General features: G+C 70.2%; 19 protein-coding genes and 1 pseudogene. 10 read left to right on the top strand and 10 right to left on the bottom strand.

Annotated features, from left to right (window positions below; translation table 11 throughout):
* Together AADR41_RS31355 and AADR41_RS31350 are read right to left on the bottom strand one after the other, a co-directional pair.
* On the bottom strand, window positions 1–537 hold a 537-nt coding region (locus AADR41_RS31355; protein ID WP_342284979.1), incomplete at its 3' end, for a GNAT family N-acetyltransferase.
* A gap of 307 nt (window positions 538–844) precedes the next feature.
* A complete protein-coding gene (locus AADR41_RS31350) occupies window positions 845–2,101 on the bottom strand; it encodes an extracellular solute-binding protein (protein ID WP_342284977.1) in 1,257 nt (418 codons plus the stop codon).
* Between the two features lie 202 nt (window positions 2,102–2,303).
* Between AADR41_RS31350 and AADR41_RS31345 the strand changes: the two genes are divergently transcribed.
* Window positions 2,304–2,519: a dodecin gene (locus tag AADR41_RS31345; protein WP_093546549.1), complete on the top strand. Its 216-nt coding sequence runs from the start codon at window positions 2,304–2,306 to the stop codon at window positions 2,517–2,519.
* Window positions 2,520–2,601: 82 nt separating this feature from the next.
* On the opposite strand, the gene AADR41_RS31340 is transcribed toward AADR41_RS31345, so the two are convergent.
* Window positions 2,602–3,090, bottom strand: a complete 489-nt coding sequence (locus tag AADR41_RS31340) for a phosphatase domain-containing protein (RefSeq protein ID WP_342284974.1) — start codon at window positions 3,088–3,090, stop codon at window positions 2,602–2,604.
* Between the two features lie 12 nt (window positions 3,091–3,102).
* On the bottom strand, window positions 3,103–4,182 hold the full coding sequence (locus AADR41_RS31335; RefSeq protein WP_342284972.1) for a hypothetical protein: 1,080 nt from the start codon (window positions 4,180–4,182) through the stop codon (window positions 3,103–3,105).
* Between the two features lie 252 nt (window positions 4,183–4,434).
* Between AADR41_RS31335 and AADR41_RS31330 the strand changes: the two genes are divergently transcribed.
* The 3 genes from AADR41_RS31330 to AADR41_RS31320 all read left to right on the top strand — a co-directional run bounded on the left by AADR41_RS31330 (window position 4,435) and on the right by AADR41_RS31320 (window position 10,422).
* Window positions 4,435–5,826 (top strand): polysaccharide pyruvyl transferase family protein, encoded by a 1,392-nt coding sequence (locus tag AADR41_RS31330; RefSeq protein ID WP_342284971.1) that lies wholly within the window; start codon window positions 4,435–4,437, stop codon window positions 5,824–5,826.
* Window positions 5,827–5,977: 151 nt separating this feature from the next.
* Window positions 5,978–8,407 (top strand): excinuclease ABC subunit UvrA, encoded by a 2,430-nt coding sequence (locus AADR41_RS31325; RefSeq protein WP_342284969.1) that lies wholly within the window; start codon window positions 5,978–5,980, stop codon window positions 8,405–8,407.
* Window positions 8,408–8,655: 248 nt separating this feature from the next.
* Entirely contained in the window at window positions 8,656–10,422 is a 1,767-nt protein-coding gene (locus AADR41_RS31320) for a glycosyl hydrolase family 18 protein (protein WP_342284967.1), read from the top strand.
* Window positions 10,423–10,518: 96 nt separating this feature from the next.
* On the opposite strand, the gene AADR41_RS31315 is transcribed toward AADR41_RS31320, so the two are convergent.
* Window positions 10,519–11,385, bottom strand: coding sequence for a fumarylacetoacetate hydrolase family protein (locus AADR41_RS31315; protein ID WP_342284966.1), 867 nt, complete (start codon window positions 11,383–11,385; stop codon window positions 10,519–10,521).
* A 147-nt stretch (window positions 11,386–11,532) separates the two neighbouring features.
* Between AADR41_RS31315 and AADR41_RS31310 the strand changes: the two genes are divergently transcribed.
* From AADR41_RS31310 to AADR41_RS31295, 4 genes are all read left to right on the top strand, one after another.
* On the top strand, window positions 11,533–12,114 hold the full coding sequence (locus AADR41_RS31310) for a TetR/AcrR family transcriptional regulator (RefSeq protein WP_342284965.1): 582 nt from the start codon (window positions 11,533–11,535) through the stop codon (window positions 12,112–12,114).
* A gap of 196 nt (window positions 12,115–12,310) precedes the next feature.
* On the top strand, window positions 12,311–12,826 hold the full coding sequence (locus AADR41_RS31305) for a VOC family protein (protein WP_342284964.1): 516 nt from the start codon (window positions 12,311–12,313) through the stop codon (window positions 12,824–12,826).
* Window positions 12,823–14,505 carry an FAD-dependent monooxygenase gene (locus tag AADR41_RS31300; protein WP_342284963.1) on the top strand — a complete coding sequence of 561 codons (1,683 nt, stop codon included), beginning with the start codon at window positions 12,823–12,825 and terminating at the stop codon, window positions 14,503–14,505. The genes AADR41_RS31305 and AADR41_RS31300 overlap by 4 nt, the downstream gene beginning before the upstream one ends.
* Window positions 14,506–14,604: 99 nt before the next feature.
* Window positions 14,605–18,132, top strand: coding sequence for an indolepyruvate ferredoxin oxidoreductase family protein (locus tag AADR41_RS31295; RefSeq protein ID WP_342284962.1), 3,528 nt, complete (start codon window positions 14,605–14,607; stop codon window positions 18,130–18,132).
* 68 nt (window positions 18,133–18,200) lie between these two features.
* Here the strand turns inward: AADR41_RS31295 and AADR41_RS31290 are convergent, their stop codons facing one another.
* The 3 genes from AADR41_RS31290 to AADR41_RS31280 are packed head-to-tail and all read right to left on the bottom strand — an operon-like array spanning window position 18,201 to window position 21,602.
* Window positions 18,201–18,947 carry a succinate dehydrogenase/fumarate reductase iron-sulfur subunit gene (locus tag AADR41_RS31290; RefSeq protein WP_259929001.1) on the bottom strand — a complete coding sequence of 249 codons (747 nt, stop codon included), beginning with the start codon at window positions 18,945–18,947 and terminating at the stop codon, window positions 18,201–18,203.
* On the bottom strand, window positions 18,944–20,893 hold the full coding sequence (locus AADR41_RS31285; protein ID WP_342284960.1) for a fumarate reductase/succinate dehydrogenase flavoprotein subunit: 1,950 nt from the start codon (window positions 20,891–20,893) through the stop codon (window positions 18,944–18,946). The genes AADR41_RS31290 and AADR41_RS31285 overlap by 4 nt, the downstream gene beginning before the upstream one ends.
* A 1-nt stretch (window position 20,894) precedes the next feature.
* The gene (locus AADR41_RS31280) at window positions 20,895–21,602 is read right to left on the bottom strand and encodes a succinate dehydrogenase (protein WP_342284959.1); all 708 of its coding nucleotides are present in this window, start codon (window positions 21,600–21,602) and stop codon (window positions 20,895–20,897) included.
* A gap of 96 nt (window positions 21,603–21,698) precedes the next feature.
* Between AADR41_RS31280 and AADR41_RS31275 the strand changes: the two genes are divergently transcribed.
* On the top strand, window positions 21,699–22,589 hold the full coding sequence (locus tag AADR41_RS31275) for a LysR family transcriptional regulator (protein ID WP_342284957.1): 891 nt from the start codon (window positions 21,699–21,701) through the stop codon (window positions 22,587–22,589).
* 54 nt (window positions 22,590–22,643) lie between these two features.
* On the opposite strand, the gene AADR41_RS31270 is transcribed toward AADR41_RS31275, so the two are convergent.
* Together AADR41_RS31270 and AADR41_RS31265 are read right to left on the bottom strand one after the other, a co-directional pair.
* Entirely contained in the window at window positions 22,644–24,818 is a 2,175-nt protein-coding gene (locus AADR41_RS31270; RefSeq protein ID WP_342284955.1) for a putative bifunctional diguanylate cyclase/phosphodiesterase, read from the bottom strand.
* Window positions 24,815–25,633 carry an SAM-dependent methyltransferase gene (locus AADR41_RS31265; protein ID WP_342284954.1) on the bottom strand — a complete coding sequence of 273 codons (819 nt, stop codon included), beginning with the start codon at window positions 25,631–25,633 and terminating at the stop codon, window positions 24,815–24,817. Before AADR41_RS31265 ends, AADR41_RS31270 begins: the two co-directional genes overlap by 4 nt.
* A gap of 749 nt (window positions 25,634–26,382) precedes the next feature.
* Here AADR41_RS31265 and AADR41_RS31260 point away from each other — a divergent pair.
* A pseudogene (locus AADR41_RS31260) lies at window positions 26,383–26,596 on the top strand (hypothetical protein); the annotation flags it as partial.

The following is a 26,596-nucleotide window of genomic DNA, read 5'->3' as shown; positions in this document are numbered from 1 at the left end:
GGCCGCGGCGGCCCCGCGGTCGGCCAACGGGATGGAGCAGCAGCCGGCCAGCCAGTTGTGGCCGGTGCGTTCCATGTAGCGGGCGAGTCCGGCCCAGATCAGCGCGATGACGGCGCCGTCGCGGTGGGCCGGGTGGACGCAGGACCGTCCGACCTCGACCAGGTCGTCGCGGATCGGGTCGAGCCGGCCGAGGTCGAACTCGCTCTCCGCGTAGAGGCGCCCGGCGATCCGCGCCCGGTCGGGCGGCAGCACGCGGTAGGTGGCGACGATGTCGCCGGTGGTCTGCTCCCGGACCAGCAGATGGTCGCAGTACGCGTCGAACGCGTCGCTGTCCAGGCCGGGTTCGGGCCCCTCCAGCCTGGCACCCAGCTCACCGGCGAAGACCAGATGGCGCAGCCGCTGGGCGGCTCGGACCTCGTCCTGGTCGGTGGCGAGGGACACCCGGTAGCGCGGCGGGGCGGAGGTGGGGGCGGGGGCGACGGGCTGCGCGGGAACGACGGGAGCGGTGGGGAGAGAGGTGACGGGCAGCGCGTTCATGACGGTCTCCGGGGACGGATCGGCAAGGGCGGCCGCCGGGCCGTCGCACTGGGTACGACGGCCCGGCCCCTTACTTCTTCCGTGACCGGCTGGATTCGACATGACCGCTCGGGAGAGCCGAAATGTGCGAAGGCTGAATCCCGGGGGTGGCCGACGACGGACCACTGCGCCGCCGCCGGACCACAACACCCGGCAGTGACCGGCACCCGACCACAACGGCCGGGAACGGCCGACGCCGGACCACAAGAGCCGGGTTCGGCCGACGCCGGACCACAACAGCCAGGTGCGGTCCGGCGGGGCGCGCCGGTCAGCCCCCGGCGAGCTTGGAGGTGATCTTCGCCGAGGCGGACTTCGCCTCCTGCTGCGGGTCGCCGCCCTCCAGCACCGCCGTCATGTAGGGCTTGATCGGGTTGTCGGCCTCGACGTCGGCCCACTGCGGCGAATTGGGGGTCGCACGGCCCTGGGTGGCGCCACGGGCCATCGCCGCGGTGCCTTCCTGTCCCACGACGACACGGGCGAGTGCCGGCTTGTTGGGCACGTAGCTCATCGTTCTGGCGAGCTCCTCCTGCCACTTCCGGCCCGCCAGCGCCTTGATCACTTCGATGCCCTCGGCGCGCTGGTCCGCCTTGACCGGGACGATCAGGTCGGATCCGCCGGTGAAGACGGAGCCGGGCGCCTTCGCGGTCTTGCCCGGAATCGGGAAGTAGCCGAGTTTTCCCTTGAGTTCGGGATTCTTCTTCTCGATCTGCGCGACGGTTCCGGGCACCGAAATGATCTGTGCGACATTCCCCTCGGCGAACACATCGGCCTGCGGGGGCTTTTCCTCGTCGGCGTCCTTGGGGCCGTCACCGAGCGCCTGGAGTTCTTTGTAGAAGCTCATGCCGCGCAGCGCGGCGGGGCTGTCCAGGGCGCCTTCCCACTGGCCGCTCTTCTCATCGGCGAGTTCGCCGCCCTCGTCCCAGATGAATCCGGCGAGGACATACCAGTTCTGGCCCGCGAGGTAGATCCCCTGATTACCGTTGCTGTTCAGCAACCGGCTGTCCGCGATCCACTCGTCGCGGGTCTCCGGCGGGTTCTTTATGCCCGCCTGCTCGAAGAGATCCTTGTTGTAGATGACCACTCGGTTGGCCGCGTACCAGGGAATGCCGTACTGCATGCCGTCGATGCTGCCCGGGTCGGCGAGGCCCGGCAGCCAATCCTCGCTGCCGAGGTCACGTACGGACTCCAGGGTCAGATCACGCAGGCCGCCGCTCTCCGCGTACTGGGCCACCTGGGTGTTTCCGACCTCGATGACGTCCGGGGTGTCCTTGCCCTTGAGGGCGCCGACGACCTTGGGGCCGATTCCGCTCCAGCTCTGGAACTTGAAGTCCAGCTCGATGGACGGGTGCTCCTCCTTGTACGCCTTTGTGAACCGCTTCAGGAAATCGGCGGAGACGCTGTCCTTCATCAGCCAGATCGTGACCTTCTTGCTTCCGGACGCCTCCGAGCCGGAGCCCAGGCCACAACCGCCCAGCGCAAAGGTGGAAACGAGCGCGACGGCTCCGACGAGTATGCGGTTCTTCACCAGGTTCACCTTCTGCGAAACGGCACGGCTCAATTCAGGACCCGGTGTGGGGGGACTGCGGGCGGCGCTCGCACGGGCGTGGCTGGATTTTGGTATGGACCATTGATTTGGTCAAGGCCCGTTCACGGAACATTCTGCACATCGACCCCTCGCGGACTCGGACCGGGTGGGGCACCGTGGTAGGAACGAAAGGAGACATAAGATGTCAAATCACACCTATCGGGTCACCGAAATCGTCGGAACCTCGCACGAGGGCGTCGACGATGCCATTCGCAGAGGCGTCGCAAGAGCTTCGGAAACGTTGCACAATCTCGACTGGTTCGAGATCACGCAGGTGCGCGGCGAGATCAAGGACGGCCGGGTGGAGCACTACCAGGTCGGCCTGAAAGTGGGCTTCCGGCTCGACGAGACGAGCTGATCCCGCCGGCCGGCGCCGGTTACGGCACCGGCAGGAGGGCCGCACGGACGAGGCCGTGTCCGGGCGGTCGCACCCGCCGGGTTCAGGTACGGCCCTCGCGCTCCTGCGCGTCCTTGAGCGCGGCCGAGGCCTCCGCCCAGCGGGCCCGCACCACGGTGAATCCGGCCTGCTCCGCCGCGTCGCAGACGAGTTCGTCGTCGTCGACCAGCATCCGGATCTCGCGGTCCCGGCCCAGCCGCTTCAGGATCTGCAGCTTGGTCTGCCGGGCGGGCCTGCGGTCGTCGTCGCGGCGCATGTACACCTGCCCCTCGGGCAGCCCGTGCGCGGCCAGCCAGGCGACGGTGTCCCGGCGGCACCGCTCGGGCCGCCCGGTGAGATACCTGACCTCACAGCTCTCGGCGCTGTCGAGCGCCAGTCGTACGCCATCGGGCAGCGGCGGGTCGTCGACGGCCGCGGAGAAAAAGCCGTTCCAGTCGCGCCGGCGGCCCTCCAGGTAGTGCTGCCGGTGTCCGCTGTCCGCGAGCGTGCCGTCCAAGTCGAATACGGCCAGGGGCCGGTGGTCGCCTCTCATACCGCCAGCAAATCAGACCAACGCGGCCACCAGGAGCAGCACGACCACGATCCCGGCCACCACCGCGGCGACCCGCAGGGACCTGCGCCTCGACCAGATCGGGAGCACCTCGGGGCCGTCCGGCCCGGGGAAGACGTGGAAGACGTGGTCGGGGTCGTCCGGGACCGTGACCGCCACCAGTTGCAGCCACTCGATCTCGGCCCGTCTGGCCACCTCGTCCGGCCGGGGCGCGAGCGCCGCTTCGACGGCCTCGACATGGGCGGGGTCCAGCGCCTCGGGCACCGGCTCGTCGGCCGAGGTCAGTGTGGCCCGCTGCCACGCTCCGGTGCGTCCGGTCTGCTGGCGGACCCGCAGCGGCGGCGCCGGGTCCGGCAGTTTCACCGCGCTCCGCCGCGGCTCGTGCCCGACAGATCCACCCGTCCACCGGGTGACCAGTCCGGTGCCCTCGCAAGGAGTGTGCTCCGTGGAACGCTCCCCCTGGCAGACCGGGCAGTCCCGGAAGCCGGTGTCGTCACACTTCGGGCACGTCTCGGTGCCCCGCCCCCGGCATCGCGGACAGGCGGTGCGCGGCTTGCGGCACTTCAGACAGGTGGCCCGTCCGGCCGCGTTCCGTTCCCGCGGCGAACCGGCCGGCGCAGCGTCCTTGCGGCGCCGGCCCGTGCCGTCGCACCAGATGCACGGTTCGACACCCTTGCACGCCGGGCACAACGGGCCGGTCTCGCAGCTCAGTTTCCCCGTGGCCCGGCAGCGCGAGCACGGCTGCCGGCCCTCGTCGCAGCCGCAGGCCTCCGTCCGTACCGAACCGTGGAGCACCAGCTCCACCTTCCGCGACCGGGCCGGGTCCTTCGGCGGATCGACCGGATGGTCGCGAAGTTCGCCTTCGTACGTCGCCCGTTCCGATATGTCGTACTTGCCGGGCCTGGACTCCGGGCGCGTGCTGCGGGTCTCCACGGAACGGACGATGCGCAGGTCCAGCATCGGGAGCCGGGAGATGCCTGCGCCGTCCTGCCGCAACTGCGGCCCCTGCCCCGGACGGCCGATGTGCCGGGCCACCGCTTCGAGGATTTCGTCGTCGGACAGTGAGTCGGCCATGATGGCGCTTCCACCTCCCTGGTAGGCGCGCCGACGCGCACGAGGCAGCGTACGGGCGGGGCCGCCGGGGGCTCAAGAGGGCCGCACGGGGAGGGTCGTGGGCGCCGCACCGGCACCCGTCACCGCTTTCACCGCGCGCACGCCCGCTCGCGCGCGGAGGGGCGATCCACCCGTCACGTTCCGGACGGATCGCAAAAGGTTGTACAGGATCCGCATGGATCGACAAGCGTTTGTAAAGCTATATTCAGGTTTGTGGCATCCAACGTTAACGATGTGAAGCGAATACTCCTGCGTTCAGGGAAGAGCCCCTACGACGTCGTCCCTGTCGAGCGCGCTCTCCACGAGGACGTGTTCGCCACCAACTCGGGCAACCTGATCTTCAGCGATGCCACTCACAAGATCCTTGAGACGCCGCGCGCCAAGGTGGTGTCGAACGGCATCACCACGCGGGTCGCCGACGCCGACCGGATCAACAGCGAGTACGACGTCTTCGTCGTCCCGCTCGCCAACGCCTTCCGGCCCTCCTTCGAACGGCAGCTGGAGCGGCTGACCCAGCTCATCTCGAAGCTGAAGATACCCGTGGTGGTCCCGGGCGTCGGCGCCCAGACCGGCGTCAACTACTCCGCGGACCGGCTGAAGCCGATGCAGCCGACGGTCTACGCCTTCGTCTCCGCCGTGCTCGACCACAGCGCCTCCATCGGTGTGCGCGGGGAGTTCACCGAGCGGTATCTGCGGGACATGGGATTTCGCGACGTGGACGTCATCGGCTGCCCCTCGATGTTCCTGGGCGGCAGCAGGCTCGTCGTCCGGGAGGACGGCCGGGCGCTCGGGCCCGAGTCCCGCATCGCCGTCAACGGATCGCACGACGCGGTGCGCAAGCACAAGCTCGGGCAGATCATCGACCGCACCCACGCGCGCTACCCGCACCTGCGGTTCATCGGCCAGAACCTCTCCGACGCCCGTCAGCTGCACTGGCGCGACCTGTCCCACCAGAACGCCGCGGTGACCGGCATCCCCACCCACCCCGACCACCCCATGTACGGGGAGGGCAAGGTGCGGGTCTACATCGACCCGGTCACCTGGATGGACGACCTGCGGGGCTTCGATTTCTCCTTCGGCTCCCGGATCCACGGCAACATCGCGGCGCTGCTGGCCGGAACGCCGGCCACGGTGCTCTGCGGCGACTCCCGGACGCTGGAGCTGTGCCGCTACTTCGACATCCCGCACCGGATGCTCTCCAAGGTCCCGTCCGACCTCGACCCCGCCGACCTCCACGCCGCCGCCGACTTCGGGCCGCTGATGCGCGGTCATCAGGAGCGGTTCGACCGTTTCGTGAACTTCCTCGACAAGAACGGTCTGGAGAACACCTTCACCCACGGCGACGGCGGCGCGGCCTTCGACAAGCAGATGAGCGGGCTGACCTTCCCGCCGGGCGTCCGCCCCTGGGTCGGCTCCGACCCCGCCACGATGGCACCCCGGCTGAACTGGCTCCAGAGCCAGCTGACGGAACTCACCGCCGAGAACGCCCAGCTCAGACGGAAGCTCCTGAAGAACGCCTCGCTGCCCGCCCAGCGGTCCACGTACCAGCGGGCCCGCAGCGTCGTGGGCAGGCCGATCAAGCGCGCACTGCGTCCCTCCCGGTAGGCCCGGGGAGTCCGCCGCCGGTCCGCGGGGCCGGTCCGGCCGGGTCGCCGGAATCACGGGACGGCCTCCGACACCTAGAATCGGAGTGTTTGTCCCAGGTCCGTCGGCCCTGCCCCGGCTCTGCCCCGATCCGTACGGAGTCCCCGCGCACATGTCCACCCCCCACGACCCGTACGTCCGGGTGCGCGGCGCCCGCGAGCACAATCTCCAGGACGTCTCGGTCGACATCCCGCGCGACACCCTCACGGTCTTCACCGGGGTCTCCGGCTCCGGGAAGTCCTCGCTCGCGTTCGGGACGATCTACGCCGAGGCCCAGCGCCGCTACTTCGAGTCGGTCGCCCCGTACGCCCGCCGGCTGATCCATCAGGTCGGCGCGCCCGCGGTCGGTGAGGTCACCGGACTGCCGCCCGCCGTCTCGCTGGAGCAGCGCCGCTCGGCGCCCGGGGCCCGTTCGTCCGTCGGTACGGTCACCACGCTCTCCAACTTCCTGCGCATGCTCTTCTCGCGGGCCGGTGACTACCCGGCCGGTGCGGAGCGGCTCGACTCCGACGCCTTCTCGCCGAACACCGCCGCCGGGGCGTGCCCTCAGTGCCACGGGCTCGGCCTCGTCCACCGCACCACCGAGCAGTTGCTGGTCCCCGATCCCTCGTTGTCGATCCGGGACGGTGCGATCGCCGCCTGGCCTGGCGCGTGGCAGGGCAAGAACCTGCGCGATGTGCTGGACGCGCTGGGTCACGACATCGACCGGCCGTGGGGCGAGCTGGGCGCCGAGGAGCGGGAGTGGATCCTGTTCACCGACGAGCAGCCGGTGGTGACGGTCCATCCGGTGCGGGAGGCGGGGCGCATCCAGCGCCCCTACCAGGGCACGTACATGAGCGCCCGCCGCTATGTGATGCACACCTTCGCGGACTCCAAGAGCCGCACCCTGCGCGCGAAGGCCGAGCGGTTCCTGACCAGTGCACCGTGTCCGGCCTGCGGCGGCAGCCGGCTGCGCCCCCGGGCGATGGCCGTGACCTTCGCCGGCCGTACGATCGCGGAACTGGCCGCACTCCCGCTGACCTCCCTGTCCGAGCTGCTGCGCACGGCGGGCGGCAGCGAAACGGCGCGGGTGCTGACGGCGGATCTGCTCGCCCGCATCGAGACCGTCACCGAACTCGGCCTGGGCTACCTCAGCCTCGACCGCACCGCTCCGACGCTCTCCTCCGGCGAGCTGCAACGGCTCCGTCTGGCCACCCAGTTGCGCTCCGGTCTCTTCGGGGTCGTCTATGTGCTGGACGAGCCGTCGGCCGGCCTCCATCCGGCGGACACCGAGTCGCTGCTCGGGGTGCTGGGACGGCTGAAGGAGGCCGGGAACTCGGTCTTCGTCGTGGAACACCAGATGGATGTGGTGCGCCGGGCCGACTGGCTGGTCGATGTGGGACCGCTGGCCGGTGAACACGGGGGCCGGGTGCTGCACAGCGGTCCTCCGGCCGGGCTCGCGGAAGTGACGGAGTCGGCCACCCGGCGCTTCCTCTTCGACGAGGAGCCCGTGCCGGTACGGGAGGTGCGTGCGCCGTCGGGGTGGCTGCGGCTGAGCGGGGTCGACCGGCACAACGTGCGGGGCGTGGACGCCGCGTTCCCGCTCGGTGTCTTCACGGCCGTCACCGGGGTCTCCGGGTCGGGGAAGTCGACGCTGGCCGGTCAGGTGCTGGCCGGTGCGCTCGCCGACCGGCAGGGCGGTGCCGGGCAGGATCCGGACCCGGCCGCGGAGCGCCCGGCGCCCTGGTGTGCCTCGGCGCAGGGGCTGGAGGCGGTGGACCGTCTCGTCCAGGTCGACCAGCGTCCGATCGGCCGCACCCCCCGGTCCAACCTGGCCACGTACACCGGGCTCTTCGACGTCGTGCGCAAGCTGTTCGCCGGGACAAGGACCGCTCGGGAGCGTGGCTACAGGGCCGGCCGGTTCTCCTTCAACGTGGCGGGCGGGCGGTGCGAGACCTGCCAGGGCGAGGGGTTCGTCTCCGTGGAGCTGCTCTTCCTGCCCAGTACGTACGCGCCCTGTCCGGACTGTCACGGCGCGCGGTACAACCCGCAGACCCTGGAGGTCACGCTGCGGGGTCTGGACATCGCGCAGGTGCTGGATCTGACGGTGGAGTCGGCGGCCGGGTTCTTCGCGGGGACACCGGCCGCCGAGCGCAGTCTGCGGACCCTGCTCGATGTCGGGCTCGGCTATCTGCGGCTCGGCCAGCCCGCGACGGAGCTGTCCGGCGGTGAGGCCCAGCGGATCAAGCTCGCCACCGAACTCCAGCGCACCCGCCGGGGCCACACCCTGTATCTGCTGGACGAGCCGACGACGGGGCTGCATCCCGCCGATGTCGAGGTGCTGATGCGGCAGTTGCACGGCCTCGTCGACGCGGGCGACACGGTGGTGGTCGTGGAGCACGACATGGCGGTGGTCGCGGGCGCCGACTGGGTGATCGACCTCGGTCCCGGCGGCGGCGGCCGGGGCGGCCGGATCGTGGCGGCGGGGACGCCCGACGAGGTGTCCCGGGTGCCGCAGAGCCGTACGGCTCCGTACCTCCGGGCCGCGCTCCGTCGCGACTGATCGCCGAGTCTTCGTCAACTCCCCCATTCGCCATGCGAGTTGCCGGTCCAGGCAAGCAAAGGGGAATGAAACAGTAAAGAACATTGACAGTTATCTGGTCCAGACCAATTATGGGCATGCCCCACGGCCTCTCCTCGCCGTGCGGCACGTGACCCCGGCCGGGAATCACAGGAACGGGCCGCGTCCGGCGACGGGCGCGGCCGAGCCGTGCGATCCGCCCGTTGTCTCACCCCGCTGGGAGCTGCCCCATGAGACGTCCAAGAAGAGTCGGCGCCGTCCTGAGCGCCTTGGCCACCGTCGTCGCGTCCGCAGGCCTGATCCTGGGATCGGGCGCCGGCGCACAGGCCGCCGCGACCGCCGCCACCCCCCTGCCCGCGCACGTCTTCGCCCCGTACTTCGAGGCGTGGAACGGCGACAGCCCGGCCGCGCTCTCGCAGGCGTCCGGCGCCAAGTACCTGACCATGGCCTTCATCCAGACGGAGGCCCGCGGTTCCTGCACCCCCTACTGGAACGGCGATTCGAGCACACCCATCGCCCAGTCCGAGTTCGGTGCCGACTTCACCACCATCCGGTCCCGCGGCGGCGATGTGATCCCGTCGTTCGGCGGCTACACGGCCGACAACGGCGGCACCGAGATCGCCGACAGCTGTACGAGTGTCGACTCCATCGCGGCGGCCTACGAGAAGGTCATCACGACCTACGACGTGTCCCGTCTCGACATGGACATCGAGGACAACTCACTGGAGAACAGCGCCGGGATCGACCGCCGCAACAAGGCGATCAAGAAGGTGCAGGACTGGGCCACCGCCAACGGGCGCTCGGTGCAGATCTCGTACACCCTGCCCACCACCACGAGCGGCCTGGCCGACAGCGGTCTCGCGGTGCTGGAGAACGCGGTGTCCAACGGCGCCAGGGTCGATGTCGTGAACCTCATGACCTTCGACTACTACGACGGCGCCTCGCACAACATGGCGCAGGACACCCAGACGGCGATCACCGGGCTCAAGGGCCAGCTGGCCGATCTGTACCCGTCGAAGACCGACGCCCAGCTGTGGGGCATGACCGGCCTCATCGAGATGCCGGGCATCGACGACTACGGTCCGGCCGAGACGTTCACCACGGCCGATGCCACCGCTGTCTACAACTGGGCCGTCGCCAAGGGCGTCAGCACCCTGTCGTTCTGGGCACTCCAGCGCGACAACGGCGGCTGCCCCGGCACCGGGGGCAGCGACACCTGCTCCGGCATCGCGCAGGACACCTGGTACTTCACCCATACCTTCGCCCCGTTCACGGGCGGCGGCACCGGTCCGGTGACGGACGACTACTCGGTGGCCGTGGCCCCCGGTTCGGCGACGGTCGCTCCCGGCGGCTCCACGACGGCGACGGTGAACACGGCGGTCACCTCCGGCAACGCGAAGACCGTCGCGCTGACGGCGAGCGGGGCGCCCGCCGGTGTAACGGCGACGCTCAGCCCGACCTCGGTCACCGCGGGCGGGACGTCGAAGCTGACGGTCGCCGCCTCGGCGTCCGCGGCCCCCGGCACGTACCGGATCGATGTCACCGGCACGGCGGGCACGCTCAGCCATGCGGCGGCCTTCACCCTCACGGTGTCGGGTCCGGGCGGCGGCACCGGGGCCCTGGTCAACGGTGACTTCGAGTCGGGTTCGCTCGGCCCCTGGACGTGCGAGTCCGGTGGCGCGGTCGTCTCCACCCCGGTGCACGGCGGTGCGCACGCACTCGCCGCGGCGGCCACCGCGTCCCAGACCGGCGAATGCGCGCAGACGCTCACCCTGTCGCCCGACACCGAGTACACACTGAGCGGTTGGGTGCAGGGCAGCTACGGCTACCTCGGCGTGCGGGGCGACGCCACGGCCAGCGCCTGGGGCTCGTCGAGCGGCTACGCCAAGCAGTCGGTCGCCTTCACCACCGGCTCGACCGGCAAGGTGACCGTCTATCTGCACGGCTGGTACGGGCAGGGCACGGTGTACGCGGACGACCTCTCCGTCACTTCCTGAACCCGCGAGCCGTCCGGGACTTCCCGGCTCCGGAGGTGGGCGGCCTCCGGAGCCGGGAACCGCACCGCGCCGGGACGCTCCCGGGCGGCCCGGTGGTCAGGCCGCCACCACGCCGCTGCGCAGCGATCCGATGCCTTCCACCTCGACCTCCACGAGATCGCCGGGCCGGAGGAACCGGTCGGAGAAGACACCCGCACCGCGCGGTGAGCCGGTGCAGATCACATCGCCCGGCTCAAGGGTCTGGTATCGCGAGAGGTACGAGATCAGCTCGGGCAGGCGGTGGATGAGGCTGCTGGTGCGGTCGTCCTGGCGCAGCTCGCCGTTGACCCGGGTCCGGATGCGCAGGTCGAACGGCTCGGCGAACTCGTCCTCCGTCACCAGACAGGGCCCGAGCGGCTTGAAGGTGTCGAAGCTCTTGGAGACACCGATGGACGCGGTCGGATCGCCGGACATGGCGCGGCGCTGGATGTCCCGGGCCGAGACATCGTTGACGACCGTCAGACCGGCAAGGTGTTTCCCGGCGTCCGCCGTCGCCACGGATGCGGCGGTGCGGCCGATCACGGCGGCCACCTCGCCCTCGTAGTCGACCTCGGCGGCCGCGACGACCGGGAGGACGATCGGCTCCGTCGGCGCGATCACCGCGGATCCCGCCACCACCTGAAAGTTCGGCTCCTCCGGTATCCGGACTGGGCCCCTGCCCATCGCCGCCAGCATCTCCAGCGCCTCCTCGGCGTGGCTGCGGTAGTTGAGGCCGACGATCAGCACCTTTCCGGGGCGCCGAACCGGCGCGAGGACCCGCACCTCGCCGAGCGCGACCCGGCGCACCGTCCTCGCCGATCGGGCCGCCGCGACGCCGGGACCGCGCAGCAGCGCGCCCAGTTCGTCGAAGGGCAGATCGAGCAGGGACAGCTCCCCCGGGCGGTCCTCCCTGCCGATGCCTCGATCGGTGCTGTACAGACGCATCACGAACTCCCTCGGTCGACCGGCGAACGCCCTCTTGCCCCCAAGTCAAGAGATATCTTGTACGAGAGTCAAGAGGTGGGCCGGAAACCGTGCGGCACCTCCCGCCGCCCGCAGGCGCGGGGCACTCCCGGCATAGGCTTCCGTTCCATGCCACGCAATCGACAGCAGATTCCGAAGGCCGAGCGCGAGGCCGCGCTGGTCGACCACGCATGGGAGCTCTTCGCGACCCGCGGATACAAGGGGACCAGCCTGGCCGAGGTGGGGCGCGCCGCCGGCGTCGCGGCCAACGCGGTGCGCTGGTACTTCCCCACCAAGGACGACCTCTTCGCCGCCGCGCTCGATCACTACGTCACACAGGTGCGGGAGCGCATCGAGGCCGACGGGGAACTCGCCGGGGACCCGCAGCGCGAACTGGTGGCGCTCCTGCTGGACATGGAGCCGTACCGGGGGCTGCACCGGGAGGCCTACGAACGGATCGGCGACTCGGAGGCGCTCGCCGGGACGTACGGGCGGATCCAGGAGTGGCTCGAAGGGCGCCTACTGGCCGCCATCACCGGCAAGCTGCCGGCCGGCGCCGATGTCGCCCTGATCGCGGAGACCGCCCATGTGCTCTTCGAGGGCCTGCTCGTCAGCGTCCGGCGCCTGGACCGCCCCACCGCGGAGGTCGTCCAGCTCCTGACCGAGGCACTCACGGCGGCGGCTGCCGCACGCTGCGGCACCGGCGCCTGACCGAACGCGCGCCCACCCGGCCCACAGAGCAGGAGCGAGATCGAGCCGAGCTTCCCAAGACAGCCGGAACGCCACCTTCCGGACACCTCGCGGCCCGTGAGCGACCCCCTCTTGTCTGGCGCACAAGAGCATGCCTATGCTGCTCTTGCATGCCAGACAAGAAGGCGTCATGCCTACGACCAGGAGGTCGCCCCCCATGGCTTCTCCGAGCAAACTCGCCCATGTCGTTCTCAAGACCGGCCGGCTGACCACCATGACCGAGTGGTACGTACGCGTCCTGGAAGGGCGCGTCACCTTCGCCAACGACTCCCTGGCCTTCCTCACGTACGACGATGAGCACCACCGGGTCGCACTGATCTCCACCGGGGCCTCGGAGCGCCCGGGCGAAGGACACACCGGCCTGCACCACGCGGCGTTCACGTACAGCACGCTCGCGGATCTGCTCGGCACCTACCGGCGGCTGCACAAGGAGGGGATCCACCCCTTCTGGTGCGTCAACCACGGGCCGACCACCTCGATGTACTTCGAGGACCCCGACGGCAATCACATCGAACTCCAGATCGACAACTTCGCCACCGAGGAGGCCCTCCACGAGTGGTTCGCCTCGGGTGCCTTCGAGGAGGATCCGATCGGTACCCGCTTCGACCCCGACGAGCTGGTCCGCCGTTTCGAGTCCGGTGAGCCCTTCGCCGAGCTGGTCAAGCGCTCATGACGGCCACCGACACTCCCGTGGTCATCGTCGGCGCCGGTCCCGTCGGACTGGCCACGGCGCTGGTGCTGGGCCGGCACGGCGTGCCCAGTGTCGTGTGCGAACAGTACGGCGGCGTCAATCCGCATCCCCGTGCCCATGTCGTCAACACCCGGTCGATGGAACTGCTGCGGAGCTGGGGAATCGCGGACGCGGTCCGCGCGGACTCGGTGGACCCCCAATGGGCGCTGAACATCCGGTGGAAGCAGACCCTCTCGGGTTCCGAACTCGGCCGGATCAACATGGCCGAGGGGAACGGCGAGCAGCTGCTCCGGCGCATCGACGCCTCCTCCGAGATGATCACCTCCTGCGCCCAGGACCGTGTACAGCAGCACCTCCTCGACGCGGTCCTCGCCCAGGGCATGGCGACCGTCCGCTACAACACCACCGTCCTCGGCATCACGGACCGGGGCGACGCGGTCGACGTCACCGTGGAGAGCGGGCAGCACACGCAGACGCTCCGCGCCCGCTACGCCGTTGCCGCGGACGGGGCGGCCGGTGGCCTGCGGGAGAAACTCGGCATCACGAGCGAGGGCTCGCCGGTCCTGGGCCATCAGCTGAACATCTATTTCCACGCGGACCTGTCGCCCTGGACCGAGGCCGATCCGGCCCTGCTCATCTGGGCCGTCAACACCGCCTCCCCCGGTGTCTTCATCGGGATGGACGGTGTCCGCAGATGGACGTTCCAGCGGACCTTCGATCCGGCCACCGAGTCGCCCGGGGACTACTCGCCCGAACGGTGCGCCCGGATCATCCGGGAGGCCGTCGGCGTGGACGAACTGGAGGTCGACATCCGGTCCGTGGGCCCCTGGACGATGGTGGCACGGACCGCCGAGCGGTACCGGAGCGGCCGGATCTTCCTCGCGGGCGACGCCGCCCACCAGTTCCCCCCGACGGGCGGCCTGGGCATGAACACCGGACTGGCCGACGCGGACAACCTCGGGTGGAAGCTCGCCGCGGTGCTGGGCGGGTGGGCTCCCGAATCCGTGCTCGACAGCTACGAGAGCGAGCGCCGCCCGGTCGCCGTCGCCAACGCCCGTCACAGTGTTCTCAACGCGACGAAGATGGCCGAGGCGGGGATCGGGCCGGACACGGCCGCCATCGCCGCCCGGCTCGAAAGCCCGGACCCGGAGATCGCGGCGCGGGAGCGCCGGCGGCTCGCGGCGGCCATCCCTCCGCAGCGGCCGCATTTCGACTCCCTCGGCCAGGAGATCGGATACGTCTACGGAGCCGGAGGGCGCGCGGAGAGGGAGAGCGGTGACCCGCTCCCGGCGACGGAGTACTCACCCGCCCCGGTCCTCGGGGCGCGGCTCCCGCACGCCTGGGTCGAACGCGGCGGTGCCCTGCTGTCGACGCACGATCTTCTCTTCCCGGGCTTCACGCTGATCACGGGGCCGGCCGGCTCGCGATGGGCCGAGGCGTTCGCGGAGGCCGCCGGTGAGGTTCCGGCCCGGACGGTCGTCGTGGGCCGGGACATCACCGTCGTCGACGACTCGCTCCTGGAACGCCTCGGGATCACCGAGGACGGAGCCGTCCTCGTACGCCCGGACAGCCACATCGCGTGGCGCAGCGGCGACGGATCGCCCCTGTCGCTCGGCACCGCCCTCTGCGAAGTGCCGGACGCCTCGCCCCGGTCCGCATAACCGCTTCGAGCCGGACGGTTCACGCAGCGCCGTTCCTCCGGGGCATCTCGGAGGAACGGCGCTGCGGACCACCCCCGCACCTTCCGAGGAAACCACGTGGTGACACAGAAAACAGCCCGGCCCACGCTCCAGGACCGATTCACGCGTGAGGAGGGCACCCTCCATCTCACCGGGATCCAGGCACTGGCCAGACTCCCGCTCGACCTGCGCCGGTCGGACCTTCGCGCCGACCGCAGCACCGCCGCCTTCGTGTCCGGGTACGAGGGGTCTCCCCTGGCCGGCTACGACATGGAACTCGAACGCTGCCGGTCACAACTCGACGCGCACGACATCGTCTTCCGCCCCGGGGTCAACGAAGAGCTGTCCGCCACGGCGGTCCAGGGCACACAGCTCGCCGCGATGCAGCCGGACAAGCGGGTCGACGGCATCACGGGCATCTGGTACGGCAAGTCCCCCGGTCTGGACCGGGCCTCGGACGCCATCCGGCACGCCAACCTGATGGGCACGCACCCCGACGGCGGTGTACTCGCCCTGGTGGGCGACGACCCGGGCGCCAAGTCCTCGACCGTGCCCGGGGCATCCGAACTGCTCCTGGCCGACCTCGGGATACCCACCCTCTACCCGTCGGACCCGCAGGAAGCCCTCGACTTCGGACTGCACGGCGTGGCCATGTCCCGCGCCAGCGGGCTGTGGGTCGCCCTGAAGATCGTGACCGCCGTCGCCGACGGCTCCGGCACCGTCGACGTGCGGGCCGGGCGCGTATCGCCCCTGGCGCCCGCGCCCATGGCCGGTGACACACCGTACCGGCACCGGGTGACCGCCCACATGGTGCAGCCGACGCTCGGCGAGCTGGAACGCAGCCGGGACGGCGTCAGACTGGAGATCGCCCGCCGCTACGCCGCCGCCAACGGTCTCAACCGGATCACCCGGCAGGGCCCGGACGACCGCGTCGGCATCATCGCCCCCGGCAAGACCTTCCTCGACCTTCTCCAGGCCCTGCGCATCCTCGGACTCGACGACACCGAACTGGAGCGGCGCGGGATCCGGCTGCTCCACCTCGGGATGATCCACCCGCTCGAACCGTCGGTGGTGGAACGGTTCGCGGCCGGTCTGAGCCACATCATCGTGGTGGAGGAGAAGCGTCCGCTGATCGAGAGCGCGGTCAAGGACCTGCTCTACGGAAGGCCCGACGCACCGGCCGTCTCCGGAAAACACGCGCCCGACGGCAGTGAGCTCATCCCCGCGGACGGCGAGCTGGGCCCCGATCCGATCGCCGCCCGGCTCGCCGCCAGGCTGGTCTCCATCGGTGATTTCCCCACCGTACGGCGCTGGTCGGAAAGCTCCCGGCCACGACCCGGCCGAGTGCAGCTGCCGCTGCTGACCCGTACGCCGTACTTCTGTTCCGGCTGCCCGCACAACGTGTCCACGCAGACGCCCGAAGGATCCACCGTCGGTGCCGGCATCGGCTGCCACGCCATGGTCACGTTGATGGACCCGGCCCAGGCCGGAGACGTGATCGGTATGACGCAGATGGGCGGCGAGGGCACCCAGTGGATCGGCATGGAGCCGTTCCTCGAACGCAAGCACCTGATCCAGAACCTGGGGGACGGCACCTTCCACCACTCCGGCAGTCTCGCCGTCCGGGCGGCGGTCTCCGGCGGGGTGAACATCACCTACAAGCTGCTGTACAACTCGGCGGTCGCCATGACCGGCGGGCAGCAGCCCGTCGGAGTCATGCCCGTGCCGGCGATCTGCGCGGCGCTCCTCGCCGAGGGGGTCGGACGGATCATCGTCACCACCGAGGATCCCTCGCGCTACCGAAGAGTGAAGCTCCCCAAGGGCGTTCAGGTGTGGCACCGCGACCGGCTGACCGAGGCGCAGGAGACCCTCGCGCGGGTTCCCGGCGTGACCCTGCTCGTCCATGACCAGGAGTGCGCCACCGAACTCCGCCGCAAGCGCAAGCGCGGGCTGGCGGCGGACCCCGCCGAGCGGGTGGTGATCAACGAGCGGGTCTGTGAGGGGTGCGGCGACTGCGGGCAGAAGTCCAACTGTCTGTCGGTCCAGCCCGCCGACACCGAGTTCGGACGCAAGACCCGGATCGACCAGTCCTCCTGCAACAAGGACTTCACCTGTCTGAAGGGCGACTGTCCCTCGTTCCTCACCGTCGTTCCCGCCAAGGGGAGAGCGGCCTTCGTCCCGGTACCGATGCCGGATGTCACGGCTCTGCCCGAGCCGATGGCCGGCGAGCCCGCCTCGCACACCACGCGCATCACCGGGGTGGGCGGCTCCGGAGTCATCACCCTGGCGCAGATCCTGAGCACCGCGGCGTCACTCGCCGGCCGTCACGTCCGGGCCCTGGACCAGACCGGCCTGGCGCAGAAGGGCGGTGCGGTGGTCTCCGACATCAAGATCACCCGGGAGCCGGTGGCTCAGTCGAACAAGGCGGCCGACGAGGAGTGCGATCTCTACCTCGGCTGCGACCTGCTGGTCGCGGCGGAACCGGGTCAGCTGTCCGCCGCGACCCCGGCGCGGACGGTGGCGGTCGTCTCCACGGCCGAGGTTCCGACCGGGCGCATGGTGACCGACACGACGGTGTCCTTCCCCGCCGTCGAACCGATCAAGGAACGCATTCGCGCGGTGGCCGACCGGGCCGTCTTCCTCGACGCGCGCCGGCTGGCCGAATCCCTGCTGGGTGAGGACCAGTTCGCCAATCTGCTGCTCGCCGGGGCGGCCTACCAGACCGGTGCGCTGCCGCTGCCCGCGGAGTCCATCGAGGAGGCGATCACCCTCAACGGGGTGAAGGTCGAGGACAATCTCAAGGCGTTCCGGCTCGGCCGGCAGGCCGTCGGCGATCCCGACGGCTTCGCAGCGGTCCTGAAGCGCGAGGGCCCTTCCCCGGCGCCGGAGCCCGCCTCCTCCCCCTCGGCGCGCGGTGTGGTCGCGCTGGTGGACACCGTTCCGGGATCGGAGCTCAGGCGCCTGCTGGAGGTCCGGGTGCCGGATCTCATCGGCTACCAGAACACGGCCTACGCGACGCGGTACGCGCAGGGCGTCGAGCGGGTGCGCCTGATCGAGGCCGAGCGTGTCCCCGGCTCGACCGCGCTGACCGAGGCGGTGGCCCGCCACCTGTACAAGCTCATGGCCTACAAGGACGAGTACGAGGTGGCACGCCTCTCCCTCGATCCGGCTGTGGAGCGAGACGTACGGGCGAGGTTCGGGGAGGGCGCCCGGGTGTCCTACCGTCTCCACCCGCCCGTGCTCCGGGCACTCGGGATGGACCGGAAGATCGTGCTCGGCCCGTGGTTCAGGCCCGTCTTCCGTGTGCTCGCGGCGATGCGCCATGTCAGGGGCACGCGGCTGGACCCGTTCGGTGGTGCCCGGATGCGCCGGGTCGAACGGGCGTTGGTCGTCGAGTACGAAGACATGATCGCCCGGGCGTGCCTGGCGCTGGGCCCGGACAACCACGCCCTGACCGTCGAACTCGCCGAACTGCCCGACATGGTGCGGGGGTACGAGGAGATCAAGACGGCGGCGGTCGCCCGGTACCGTGCCGAAGCCGCCGCGCTCCTGGAACGGCTCGGGCAGCCGCTCCAGGACGCTGTCACGAAGGGCGAACCGTCCGTGTAGTCACGGGGCGGCCCCGGCACCGGGGCCGCCCGGGACCTCGTCCGAGCCGGGCCCGATCCGGACAGCCCTTAGCGGCGCACCTTGCGGGTGGCGCGCAGCCACTCCTTGTTCATGGCCGAGATCGACGGCAGCGGGATGCCCTTGGGGCAGGCGGTGGCGCACTCGCCGGTGAGCGTGCAGCCGCCGAAGCCCTCGCTGTCCATCTGGCCGACCATGTCGAGCACCCGGGTCTCGCGCTCCGGGGCGCCCTGCGGCAGCACGTTGAGGTGGTTGATCTTCGCCGAGGTGAAGAGCATCGCCGAGCCGTTGGGGCAGGCCGCCACACAGGCTCCGCAGCCGATGCACTCGGCGTGCTCGAAGGCGAAGTCGGCGTCGGGCTTGGGCACCGGGGTGGCGTGTGCCTCGGGGGCGGTGCCGGTCGGGGCGGAGATGTAACCGCCCGCCTGGATGATCCGGTCGAAGGCCGAGCGGTCCACGACCAGGTCCTTGACGACCGGGAAGGCGGAGGCGCGCCACGGTTCGATGTCGATCGTGTCGCCGTCCTCGAAGGACCGCATGTGGAGCTGGCAGGTGGTGGTGCGCTCGGGGCCGTGGGCATCGCCGTTGATGACGAGGCTGCACGCGCCGCAGATGCCCTCACGGCAGTCGTGGTCGAAGGCGACGGGGTCGTCGCCGGCGAGGATGAGCTCCTCGTTGAGGGTGTCGAGCATCTCCAGGAACGACATGTCCTGCGAGATGCCGTCCACCTCGTAGGTGGACATGGTGCCGGGTGCGTCGGCGTTCTTCTGCCGCCAGACGCGCAGGGTGAGCTTCATGCGTAGCTCCGCTGAGTGGGGTGGACGTACTCGAAGACGAGGTCTTCCTTGTGCAGGACGGGGGGCCGGCCGGTGTCGGCGAACTCCCAGGCGGCGGCGTAGGAGAACTCCTCGTCCCGGCGGGCGGCTTCGCCGTCCGGGGTCTGCGACTCCTCGCGGAAGTGGCCGCCGCAGGACTCGGCGCGGTGCAGTGCGTCGAGGCACATGAGCTCGGCGAGCTCCAGATAGTCGACGATGCGGTTGGCCTTCTCCAGCGACTGGTTGAACTCGTCGCCGGTGCCGGGGACCTTGATGCGTCGCCAGAACTCCTCGCGGATCTGCGGGATGCGTTCGAGCGCCGTGCGCAGTCCTTCCTCGGTGCGGGCCATGCCGCAGTACTCCCACATGAGTTCACCGATCTCGCGGTGGAAGGAGTCCGGAGTGCGGTCGCCGTCGACGGCGAGCAGCAGGTTCAGCCGGTCCTCGGTGTCGGCTACGGCCTCCTCCACGGCGGGATGCGAGGCGTCGACCGGTTCGTGGTGCGGATTGCGGGCGAGGTAGTCGTTGATCGTCGACGGGAGGACGAAGTAGCCGTCGGCGAGTCCCTGCATCAGCGCGGACGCGCCGAGCCGGTTGGCGCCGTGGTCGGAGAAGTTGGCCTCGCCGATGGCGAAGAGGCCGGGGACGGTGGTCTGGAGGTCGTAGTCGACCCAGAGGCCGCCCATCGTGTAGTGCACGGCGGGGTAGATCCGCATCGGGGTCTCGTACGGGTTCTCCGCCGTGATCCGTGCGTACATGTCGAAGAGGTTGCCGTACTTCTCCTCGACCTTGTCCCGGCCCATCCGCGCGATGGCCTCGGCGAAGTCCAGGTAGACGCCCTGGCCGCCGGGGCCGACGCCGCGTCCCTCGTCGCAGACGTTCTTCGCGGCGCGGGATGCGATGTCCCGGGGCACCAGGTTGCCGAAGGCGGGGTAGATGCGCTCCAGGTAGTAGTCGCGCTCGTCCTCGGGGATCTCGCCCGCGGGGCGGTCGTCGCCCTTTGCCCTGGGAACCCAGATCCGGCCGTCGTTGCGCAGCGACTCGCTCATCAGGGTCAGCTTGGACTGGTGGTCGCCGGTGCGCGGGATGCAGGTGGGGTGGATCTGGGTGAAGCAGGGGTTGGCGAAGTACGCGCCGCGGCGGTGGGCGCGCCAGACGGCGGTGGCGTTGGAGTTCATGGCGTTCGTCGACAGGTAGAAGACGTTGCCGTAGCCGCCGCTGGCCAGGACGACCGCGTCGGCGAAGTAGGTGTCGATCTTCCCGGTGACGAGGTCGCGGGCGACGATCCCGCGGGCCTTGCCGTCGACGACGATCAGGTCGAGCATCTCGGTGCGGGCGTGCAGTTCGACGTTGCCCGCGGCGATCTGCCGGGAGAGTGCCTGGTAGGCGCCGAGCAGGAGCTGCTGTCCGGTCTGGCCGCGGGCGTAGAAGGTGCGGGAGACCTGGACGCCGCCGAAGGAGCGGTTGTCGAGGAGTCCGCCGTACTCGCGGGCGAAGGGGACGCCCTGGGCGACGCACTGGTCGATGATCTCGACGGAGATCTGGGCCAGCCGGTGGACATTGGACTCGCGGGCGCGGAAGTCGCCGCCCTTGACGGTGTCGTAGAAGAGCCGGTGGATCGAGTCGCCGTCGTTGCGGTAGTTCTTCGCGGCGTTGATGCCGCCCTGGGCGGCGACCGAGTGGGCGCGGCGGGGCGAGTCCTGGAAGCAGAACTGGACGACGTGGTAGCCCTGTTCGGCCAGGGTCGCACCGGCCGAGCCGCCGGCCAGGCCGGTGCCGACGACGATGACGGTGTGCTTGCGGCGGTTGGCCGGGTTGACCAGCTTGGCCTGGAAGCGGCGGGTGTCCCAGCGCTCGGCGACGGGGCCCTCGGGGGCCTTGGTGTCGGCGACGGGTGCGCCGGTCTCGTAGTGCGAGTAGTCGGTCATCTCAGCTCACGACTCCGGTCATGACGGCGACGGGTACACAGATGAAGCCCAGCGTCAGCACCGCGGCAAGGACGTTGGCGATGGTCTTGAGGACGCGGTCACGGGTCGCGTTTCCCGCGCCGAGTGTCTGGGCGGCGCTCCAGAAGCCGTGCTGGACGTGGAGTCCGAGGGCAAGCATGGCGACGATGTAGACGGTGTTGCCGTACCAGGTGGAGAAGGTGTCGATGACGTTCTGGTACGGGTGCCCGGACTGGAATCCGCCGGGGTGCACGGTGCCCGTCGTCAGGTCGAGGATGTGCCAGACGATGAAGAGGCCGAGGATGATCCCGCCCCAGCGCATCGTGCGGGTGGCATAGCCGGCGCGCGGCTTCCTGTGCACGTACTTGGCGGGGCGTGCCCGGATGTCGCGGCGGCTCAGCTGGTACGCGGAGACGGCGTGCAGCACCACTGCCGCGACGAGCACGACGCGGACGATCCACAGGGCCCACTCGTAGTGCAGGAAGGGCTCGCCCATGGTCCGCAGCCAGTGCGCGTAGTGGTTGAACTCGCCGGACCCGAAGAAGATCTTCAGGTTGCCGATCATGTGGACGACCAGGTAAAGGAGCATGATCAGGCCGCTCACGGCCATGACCGTCTTCTTGCCGAGGGACGAGTCCCAGAGCGTACGCGTCATGGACGGCCGTCGGTCTGTCCGGGTTGCCAATGCCATGGACACGACGCTAGGTCCGATCCACCTCATCAGTCCAAGACATGGAATGGCTCATGTTCATAGGCTTGGGCTATCGTGGCCGATCGAGGTGGGCGTATGCAGTTCCAGCAGCTGATGTATTTCGTGGCCGTGGCCGAGACCCGGCACTTCACCCGTGCCGCCGAGGAGGTGCATGTCTCGCAGCCCTCGCTCTCCCAGCAGATCCGGGCGCTGGAGAGTGAGCTGGGCGCGGAGCTGTTCAGCCGGGCGCGCGGCAACATCACGCTCACCGACGCGGGCGAGGCCCTGCTGCCGCTGGCCCGCCGGATCCTCGCGGACGCGGACACCGCACGCCACGAGGTGCAGGAGCTGGCTCAGCTGCGCCGGGGCCGGGTCCGGCTCGGTGCCACCCCCAGCCTCTGCACCGGCCTGCTCCCGGACGTGCTGCGCGCCTTCCACGACCGGCATCCGGGGATCCAGCTGCTGCTGGAGGAGGGCGGCTCGCTCGACCTGGTGCGGGAGCTGGCGCGCGGCGCGCTCGATCTCGCGCTGGTGGTGCTGCCGCTGCCGGCCGCGTCCCCCGCGCTCACGACCGTGGAGCTGCTCCAGGAGGACCTGGTCGTGGTGTCGTCGGCGCGGGCCCCGCGGCCCGGCCGGGGCGGGAAGGTACGGATCGCCGATCTCCAGGGCGCACCGCTGGTGATGTTCCGGCACGGGTACGACCTGCGGGAGCTGACGGTCGCCGCCTGCCGGGCCGAGGGCTTCGAGCCGTCGTTCACGGTGGAGGGCGGCGAGATGGACGCCGTGCTCGGCTTCGTCCGGGCGGGGCTCGGGATCGCGGTGGTGCCGAGCATGGTGGCCGTCCGGTCCGGTCACGAGCTGCGGACCACCCCGCTGGCCCGTCCTGGGCTGCGGCGCACGATCGCCCTCGCGCACCGCAGCGACGTGGCTCCGCCGCGCGCGGCGCGCGAGCTGCAGAAGGTGCTGCTCGCCGCCGGACGGGCCTGAGCGGGCCCGTCCGGCGGGAGCGGGAGCGGGGACGGGCGCGGGGCCCGCCCCGCCTCACACCGCGTCGGCCAGCAGCAGCGAGTGGATCCGGTCCGGCGCGCCCGGCCGGGCGTAGTACCAGCCCTGCGCCGTGTCGCAGCCCAGCTCGCGCAGCTGCTCGGCCTGGGCGCCGGTCTCCACGCCCTCGACCGTGACCGCGAGGTCCAGGCTGTGCGCCAGGGAGACGATGCCCTCGACGATCTTCAGATCGACCGGGTCCGCCGGATGCTGCTGCATGCCCATGGTGAAGGAACGGTCCAGCTTGAGCACGCTCACCGGCAGCCGGCGCAGGTTCGCCAGGTTCGAGTACCCGGTGCCGAAGTCGTCGAGCGCTATGTCGACCCCCATTTCGGCCAGTTGCCGCAGCGGCTTGAGCAGGTCGTCGTCGGCGCCGATGAGCGCGGACTCGGTGACCTCCAGGCAGAGCGCCCCGGGTTCGAGCCCCGAGCGCTCCAGCACGTCGACCGTCTCGGCGACCAGCCGCGGGTGGTGCAGCTGGGTCGGTGAGAGGTTGACGTTGATCCGGAGCGGGCCGCCGTCGGTGTGCCGTTTCTGCCAGAAGTTGGCCTGCCGTACGGATTCCTCCAGCACCCAGCGGCCCAGCGGCACGATCAGTCCGGTGTGCTCGGCGAGCGGGATGAACCGGTCCGGGCCGAGCACCCCGTGCTGCGGGTGGCACCAGCGCACCAGCGCCTCCGCACCGTGCACCGTGCCGTCGCCGAGGTGGACCAGCGGCTGGTACTCGATGAAGAACTCGCCGCGTTCCAGGGCGGCGGGCAGTGCGGTGGTCAGCCCGTGCCGGGTGATGGCACGGGCGTCGGCCTCGGCGTCGGCGAGTTCGAACCGGTTGCCGCCCGCGGACTTGGCCCGGTACATCGTGATGTCGGCGCTGCGCAGCACCTCGGCGGCGTTGCGTTCGCGGGCGGGCCCTTCGACGACCCCGATGGAGCCCCGTACGGTCAGCTCACGGCCGTCCAGGCGGATCGGGCTGCCGAGCACGCAGAGGATGCGGCAGGCCAGTTCGACGACCTCCGTCTCGGTCCCGGGACCGGTGGTCAGGGCCACGAACTCGTCGCCACCGAGCCGCGCGACCATCTCGCCGGGCGCGGTCGCACAGCTCTGCAACCGGTCGGCGACCTCGACCAGCAGCCGGTCCCCCGACGCGTGGCCGAGGCTGTCGTTGACCGCCTTGAAGCCGTCCAGGTCGAGGTAGCAGAGGCCGAAGCGGCTGCCGTCCTCGGCGGACAGTGCCTTCTCCAGCCGCTCGAAGAACAGCGTCCGGTTGGGCAGGCCGGTGAGCGCGTCGTGGGTGGCCTCGTACCGCAGCCGCAGATTGAGCAGCCGGCGCTCGGTGGTGTCCTCCATCAGCGCCAGCTGGTACTGCGGCTCGCCCTCGGCGTCACGCAGCAGCGACACGGTCAGATTGGTCCACAGCACGGTGCCGTCGTTGCGGTAGTACGGCTTCTCGACCCGGTAGTGCTCGCGTTCGCCGCGCACCAGCTCGTCGTAGTACTTCCACACGTGCGGCGAGTCCTCGGGGTGGACCCACTCGTTGACCTTGTGGCTGCGCACATGGTGGTCGAGCCCGCCGAACATCCGGGTGAGGGTGTCGTTGACCTCCAGGACATTGCCGTCCAGGTCGGCGATGCCGATGCCGACGGCCGCGTCCTTGAAGACGGCGCGGAAGCGTGCCTCGGTCGCGTGCAGCGCGTGTTCGGCGTCGGTGCGGGCGGTCAGCGCGGAACGCGCGATGGCCTCCTGCTCGGCGAGGGTGCGCTCGCGCAGCGCCTGGGTGAAGCCGGCCGCGAGGGTGTGCTGGATCCGGGCGCAGCGGGCCCTGCTGTCCTCGGTCGACAACGCCGTCACGCCGTTGCTTCCGCAGTAGAGCACCAGATACGAGTCGATCACGCCGAGCGTGCTGCTGAGCGCGTCCGGATCGGTGCAGTGCGCGGAGACGAGGGCGGCGCCCACTTCGCCCGCCGGTGCCGCATCGAAGGGCCGGGCGTGCAGGATGTCGCTGAGATCGCGGGCCAGCGGCTGCAGATGCTGTTCGAACTCGGTGCGCGTCAAGGAGGTGGCCGTCGAGGGGAAGATGGCCCGGCTCCATATGGTGGCGAATCTCCGGAGCCGGTCCTCGGGACCGTCGGGCTCCGTGTCCGGAACACCGGACGACTGGGCGGGGATGCTCACGCCTTGCGTCCCACTCCCGCGAAGCCCGAGAACGCGAATGGGTCCTCCTGCTCCGTCACCACCGGTGCGTCCGGCCGCCAGTGCGGCATCGACACGAGGCCGGGCTCGATCATCTCGTACCCCTCGAAGAAACCGGCGATCTCGGCGCGGGACCGCATGACCAGCGGGTTGCGGATCTTCTTGTAGACCTCCACCGTGCCGCCCGCCTCTTCCCGGGGAAGCGGAACGCCCTCGTACGAGGCGTGGGTCATGACGACGATGCTGCCGGGTGCGAGTGCCTCACGCAGTTCGGCGACCGCGCTCTGCGGGTGGTCGGCGTCCTCGATGAAGTGGAGCACCGCGACGAGCAGCAGGGCCACCGGGCGGTCCAGGTCGAGCAGTCCGGTGATCTCCGGGTTCTTCACGATCTCCTGCGGGTGGCGCAGATCGGCGGCGGCGATCACGGCCCGGTCGTTTCCTTCGAGTACGGCCCGGCTGTGCGCGACCGCGACCGGGTCGTGGTCGACGTACGCCACCCGGGCCTCGGGGTCGGCCGCCTGCGCGACTTCGTGAACATTGCCGAAGGTCGGTATTCCTGAACCGATGTCCAGAAACTGACTGATGCCCTGGCTCACCGCGTAACGCACGGCTCGGCGCATAAAGGCGCGATTCGCCTGCATGATCTTGGGGAGTCCCGGCATGAACTCCATGGCCTTGCGCGCCGCTTCCCGGTCCACCTCGAAATTGTGCGATCCGCCCAGATAGAAGTCGTACATGCGAGACACGCTCGGCACCGAAATGTCTATGCCTTGCGGTGCCCAGGCGGGACGCTCCATCAATGTCTCCAACAAGTCGCCACGGCGATCCGGCCATGTTCATGGTCAGTGTTGACCAGAGGCTACTGATCCACTGCCAAGAGAGCGAGCGGAAACGGAAATTAGCCGTCCGTTATTGGTCACACACCAGTGGCATGTGCAACCGCGCCGTCGCTGCGTGTGACATTCGACGCCGCACGGGTCCGGCGGGGGTGATGCCGGGTACCATACGCCCTCCCAGTCACGGCCGTTGATGAATCCGGTGATGCAGCCGGTTTCTCATCGGGCATTAGGTCTGGACCGGATGACGGCCGATGTCCCGGCAGTTGAGTCCACCGGGTCGATTGAAGGTGACAAATGCCTTGGCGGCGACGCCTTTGGAAGCATTCTTTACCAATGAGGCAATGCCCGGTCACTTCAACGGCCGCTTCGGCGTTCGCTGCGACGTTCGCTTCATCGGCGGTTTCACCGGGCACTTCGTCGGGCGCTCGATCCGTCGCCCGACCGGTCACGTGGTGGCACCGGAGCCGGCCCGGGGCCGGGCGACCGTTCCGGCCGGGGATCCGCGTCAACTTCCGTACAGCACGTTTCAGTTACGCAGGGCGCCCCCGCCACCCGCGGCACCGGGCACCCGTCCGGTCCCCGCCGGATCCTCGCCGGTCACAGGCGCTCCCCCGACGGCAAACACCCGTCGCTCCAGATCCCCACCATCAGGCGAAACACACTCCCTGCCCGCGTGTCCCGCGACCCGCCGGAACATGCTCCCGGTCGTGTACGGATCACTCATAGGACGGCTCACGGCAGCCGTCGCCCTTCTCTGGCTGCTCTCCGCCCCGGCTCCCGCCGTCGCGGACAGCTGCGCATACGCCTCCATCGGTGAGAGCGGGGGCAGTTCGTCGGTCGCCACGTCGGGCGACGGCAGTTGCCACGCGGGCCCGATTCCCGAGCCGACGCCACCACACACCCCACGGCCGTCGCCTCCTC

Origin of the sequence: Streptomyces sp. CLV115, assembly GCF_038448545.1 — a bacterium.
Taxonomy (GTDB): Bacteria; Actinomycetota; Actinomycetes; order Streptomycetales; family Streptomycetaceae; genus Streptomyces; species Streptomyces sanglieri.
This window is presented reverse-complemented; position numbering and strand designations above follow the sequence as displayed.

Excerpts from the sequence above, each read along its gene's own strand:
- AADR41_RS31345 (WP_093546549.1), top strand. The coding sequence starts at position 2,304 with ATGTCAAATCACACCTATCGGGTCACCGAAATCGTCGGAACCTCGCAC.
- AADR41_RS31340 (WP_342284974.1), bottom strand. The coding sequence starts at position 3,090 with ATGAGAGGCGACCACCGGCCCCTGGCCGTATTCGACTTGGACGGCACG.
- AADR41_RS31335 (WP_342284972.1), bottom strand. The coding sequence starts at position 4,182 with ATGGCCGACTCACTGTCCGACGACGAAATCCTCGAAGCGGTGGCCCGG.
- AADR41_RS31325 (WP_342284969.1), top strand. The coding sequence starts at position 5,978 with ATGTCCACCCCCCACGACCCGTACGTCCGGGTGCGCGGCGCCCGCGAG.
- AADR41_RS31320 (WP_342284967.1), top strand. The coding sequence starts at position 8,656 with ATGAGACGTCCAAGAAGAGTCGGCGCCGTCCTGAGCGCCTTGGCCACC.
- AADR41_RS31315 (WP_342284966.1), bottom strand. The coding sequence starts at position 11,385 with ATGCGTCTGTACAGCACCGATCGAGGCATCGGCAGGGAGGACCGCCCG.
- AADR41_RS31310 (WP_342284965.1), top strand. The coding sequence starts at position 11,533 with ATGCCACGCAATCGACAGCAGATTCCGAAGGCCGAGCGCGAGGCCGCG.
- AADR41_RS31305 (WP_342284964.1), top strand. The coding sequence starts at position 12,311 with ATGGCTTCTCCGAGCAAACTCGCCCATGTCGTTCTCAAGACCGGCCGG.
- AADR41_RS31300 (WP_342284963.1), top strand. The coding sequence starts at position 12,823 with ATGACGGCCACCGACACTCCCGTGGTCATCGTCGGCGCCGGTCCCGTC.
- AADR41_RS31290 (WP_259929001.1), bottom strand. The coding sequence starts at position 18,947 with ATGAAGCTCACCCTGCGCGTCTGGCGGCAGAAGAACGCCGACGCACCC.
- AADR41_RS31285 (WP_342284960.1), bottom strand. The coding sequence starts at position 20,893 with ATGACCGACTACTCGCACTACGAGACCGGCGCACCCGTCGCCGACACC.
- AADR41_RS31280 (WP_342284959.1), bottom strand. The coding sequence starts at position 21,602 with ATGGCATTGGCAACCCGGACAGACCGACGGCCGTCCATGACGCGTACG.
- AADR41_RS31275 (WP_342284957.1), top strand. The coding sequence starts at position 21,699 with ATGCAGTTCCAGCAGCTGATGTATTTCGTGGCCGTGGCCGAGACCCGG.
- AADR41_RS31265 (WP_342284954.1), bottom strand. The coding sequence starts at position 25,633 with ATGGAGCGTCCCGCCTGGGCACCGCAAGGCATAGACATTTCGGTGCCG.